4 protein-coding genes are annotated in these 3519 nt (G+C 69.1%); all 4 read right to left on the bottom strand.

All coding sequences use genetic code 11. The annotated features are described in order from the left end of the window. Positions 1–228 (bottom strand): MaoC/PaaZ C-terminal domain-containing protein (locus tag GBZ26_RS28225; RefSeq protein WP_282184366.1); only part of this gene is annotated, 228 nt, incomplete at its 3' end. A gap of 217 nt (positions 229–445) precedes the next feature. Next, entirely contained in the window at positions 446–769 is a 324-nt protein-coding gene (gene sciP / locus GBZ26_RS28220; RefSeq protein ID WP_174441639.1) for a CtrA inhibitor SciP, read from the bottom strand. A gap of 214 nt (positions 770–983) precedes the next feature. After that, the gene (locus tag GBZ26_RS28215) at positions 984–1712 is read right to left on the bottom strand and encodes a flagellar hook assembly protein FlgD (RefSeq protein WP_174441638.1); all 729 of its coding nucleotides are present in this window, start codon (positions 1710–1712) and stop codon (positions 984–986) included. A gap of 40 nt (positions 1713–1752) precedes the next feature. After that, on the bottom strand, positions 1753–3519 hold a 1767-nt coding region (locus GBZ26_RS28210), incomplete at its 5' end, for a flagellar hook-length control protein FliK (RefSeq protein ID WP_174441637.1).

The raw sequence follows: 3519 nt of genomic DNA, 5'->3' as shown, positions 1-3519 counted from the left end.
GGCGGGGGCCCGCCCGCCCCGCGGTCGGACCCCCCTCTGGGCGGGCGCGGCGGGGCGCCGCCCCCCCGCCCCCAGCCCGCCGAAGACGCTGTCCTGCGCCGCCTCGGGGTCGAGATGGAAGGGTTGAGGGTCGAACTGACGCGCGAAAGCGACGATGTCCTCCTCCGTCACGGTCACGGGGCCGCCGGCGAAGCGGTCGCCGGGAGTCAGGTCGTCGAGATAGCGCATCGGTTGGTGAACTCCCGTGGCCGTCCGCCCTCGCTTTGCGTTAATCTTCGAAGGGCGGGAACGAAAGCGATACCTGCCACGTAAAAATTGCAAAGCGGCGAGACGTAAAATGTCGGGGCGGAAAATGCCTCTGTACAGATCGCCGGGATGCAAAACAACGACGCCGCAGGGCGGGCCTGCGGCGGTCTGGTCTGGTCGGACGGCGAGCGAGAGTCGCTTATTCGGCGGCGGTGCTGGCCATCCGGCTGCGCACGGACGGCGGCGGCTGGTTCCCGCGATAGTCCTGCAGCCGCGTGGCGCGCAGGCCCCGCATGCCGTGGCTGTCGATCAGCCGTTGCCAGGACAGGAATTCCTCCACGGACAGGGTGTAGCGGCGGCACGCCTCCTCAAGGCTGATCAGCCCCGATCGCACGCCGGCCACGACCTCCGCCTTGCGCCGCATGACCCAGCGCTTGGTGTCGGGAGGGGGAAGATCATTTTCTGTCATCGGCCGTCCCTCCGGACCGATGACCGACGCTCCACTGGAGCCATCGTCGCTCATTTCAAGCTCGCGAGATGACATGCGCGGATGCTCCACCATCAGCAGTGTATTCCACGATTTGGTGGTAACCTACCCCTTCTCCGCTTAACAAAAGCCTAAACGATAGGGTTAATGTTTTAAGCATAAAAGGCATGGCGCATAGGCCCGTCCGGACCCATGCCCATGCCTTTTTCCATGCGTTTGGACGACGCTTGTGAGGGAGAGGGGGAAACCCTCAGTACACCTTGGAAAGCTTGGACAGCGGAACCTCGACGCTGCCCACGGACATCACGGTTTCGCCGTCCTTGTTGGACCCGATGCCGCTGACCGTGCCGAAGGTGAAGGGGGTCGCCTTGATGATGTCGTCCTTCTTCTCGGACACCGGGGCGATGTTCAGGCGGTACTGGCCCGGCTGGACGGCGTTGCCGCCGTCGTCCTTGAAGTCCCAGTTCACGACATGCTTGATGCCGGCGGTGGTCTCGCCGGTCATCGACCGGACGACGCGGTTCTTGCTGTCCAGGATGTCGACGCGCACCGACTTGGCGGACTTCTCCAGCTCGTAGGCCAGCGGGGCCGCCGTCATGCCCTGGGTGTAGTCGAAGCTGTCGCCTTCGAAGGTGACGGTGCGGCCCAGATAGGCGAGGTTGGTCGAGTTGGTCGAGGCGTTCTGCAGCTTCAGCAGCTTGTCCAGGCGGCTGTTGGTCCCGATGTTCTGCTCCACGTTCGCGAAATCGACCAGCTGCTTGGTCATGTCGTTCGTGTCCATGGGCTTCAGCGGGTCCTGGTTCTGCATCTGCGTGGTCAGCAGCTTCAGGAAATGCTCGAAGTTGTCACCCAGCCCCTTCACCGCGGTGTCGAGCTTCTGCTCGTCGGCGGTCTTGGTGGTCTTGGTGGAGGTGTCCGTCTTCGTCTTGGTCTGGTTCAGATTCCAGCTGCTGCCATAATCGGTGTTGGTGGTGGCCATGGTCGTCGTCCTTCGCTGGAATGGCTGCGGCTGGTCTGAATCAGGCTTGGATGTCGACGCGGCCCGGGGCCAGCGTCAGGGTGTAGGCGGCCTGCGCATCCTCCGCCTCGCCCGCGCCGCCGCCGAAGCCGCGGCCCCGCCGGCCCGAGCCGCCCTGCCGTCCCGAGTCCTGGAACGACTGGCCGCCTTCGCCGCGCAGGCTGAAGTTGAGGCTGTTGCTGTCCGCCTTCAGTCCGGCGTCTTGCAAGGCGCGTTCCAGATTGCGGCTGTCCCGCTGGAGCAGTTCGAGGGTCTGCGCCTTTTCCACGGCGACCGACGCGGTGACCCGCCCGTCCTGGCCGATTTCCAGCTTGATGTCGATGCGGCCCAACTCGGCGGGACGCAGGTTGATGGTGAACTGGTCGTTGCCGTCCGACACGTTCTTGCTGATGTGGACGGCCACCTGATCCTGGACGCCCATCGGCAGGCCGGCGGACCCGCGGGACGGGCGAAGCTGGGCGGTGGTCAGCCCCGCCTCCACGCCGCTCGCCGTGTGCACACCCTCGAATCCGGCGAAAACCGGGTGCGTGGGGGTCGCGGGGTGAGTCGCGCCGTCGGCCGGCGGCGGTGCGTCCGCGGCGGCGGCCGCAGCGGCGGCGGTCAGGAACGCGCTTTGCCCGGCAGGCTTTGCCGGGTCGGCAACCGGTGCCTGGGGCACCGGCGGCTGCGCCAGGGCGGCGTTGCCGTTCGGGTCCTGGTTGCCGCGGTTGCCGGCGTTGGTCCCGGCATCGCCGTCCGCCCCGGTCCGGGCCGCGCCCTTGGCCTTGGCCGCGGCGAGATCGGCCAGGGATTGCGGCAGCGGCGCGCCGTCGTCGTTCGGCAGGTCGGCGACGGGCAGGGCACCGGGGGACAGCGAGTCGGCGGCCTTCGCCGGCTTGTCCTTGGCGGCGGCGTCCTTGGCCTCGGCGTGGGACGCGAAGATTTCGGTCTGCGAGCCGTCCGCCGGCACGGCGTCCGCCATCGTCGGAAGCGCTTCCGCGATCGGCTTGGCCGCGGCTGCGGCTTTCACGGACTGGTCGGAGGCGACCTTGGTCTTGCCATCCTGATGGGGAGCGCCGGCGGTCGTCAGGGCGGCGGCCAAGGCGGCTTCGGCTTCGGCTTCGGCGGCGTCAACCGCCGAGGGGGCCTTGTCGCCCTCCGACGTCGGGCTGCCGGGCGGCGGGACCTCGACCGGGGCCACCAGCTCGACCACGCCATCCTCGGTTGCCTTGTCGGCCTCCGTGCCGTCCGGGGTGCCGACGGCAACCTGGGCGACGGCCAGCGAGAGGGCGGCCTCCATGTCGGTCAGGGTGGCGGATCGGTCGGCGGTGACCAGCTCCACGGTGGTCTCGGTCACGGTGACGGTCAGGTCGAGAATCGCGGCTTCGCCGTTCCCGTCCTCCGCGGCCTGATCGCCGGCACCGTCCTGCGCGGCGCCATCGCCCATCGCGCTGCCGGCTTCGTCCGACGGAACCGTCTCCGCCGTGTCGGCCAGAGCGGCGGCGCCGGTGGGCGCCGGCTTGGCGGCGGCGTCTTCCTGCGCGGTCTTGGCGCTGGCAGTCTTCGCGTCTTTGGCCGCGGCGTGGTTCGCCGCGGCGGCCTCACGCCGTTCGGTGCGCGTCCCGTGGGCGGAGTCGCCGGCCTTGGTCGCGTCGGACGCGCGGGCGTCCCTGCGGTCGGCGGCGCGCTGGGTTTCGTCCTTACGGGCGGCGCGGGCCTCGGCCTGGGTCGTCGCGTCGGAGGCCTGGCGCGGCTTGGCGGGCTCCGGGCGGATGGGGTCGGGGCGGGA

This window comes from Azospirillum formosense (assembly GCF_013340925.1).
Classification (GTDB): Bacteria; Pseudomonadota; Alphaproteobacteria; order Azospirillales; family Azospirillaceae; genus Azospirillum; species Azospirillum formosense.
Note: the sequence above shows the minus strand (reverse complement) of the source record. Positions and strands in the feature narration are given on the sequence as shown.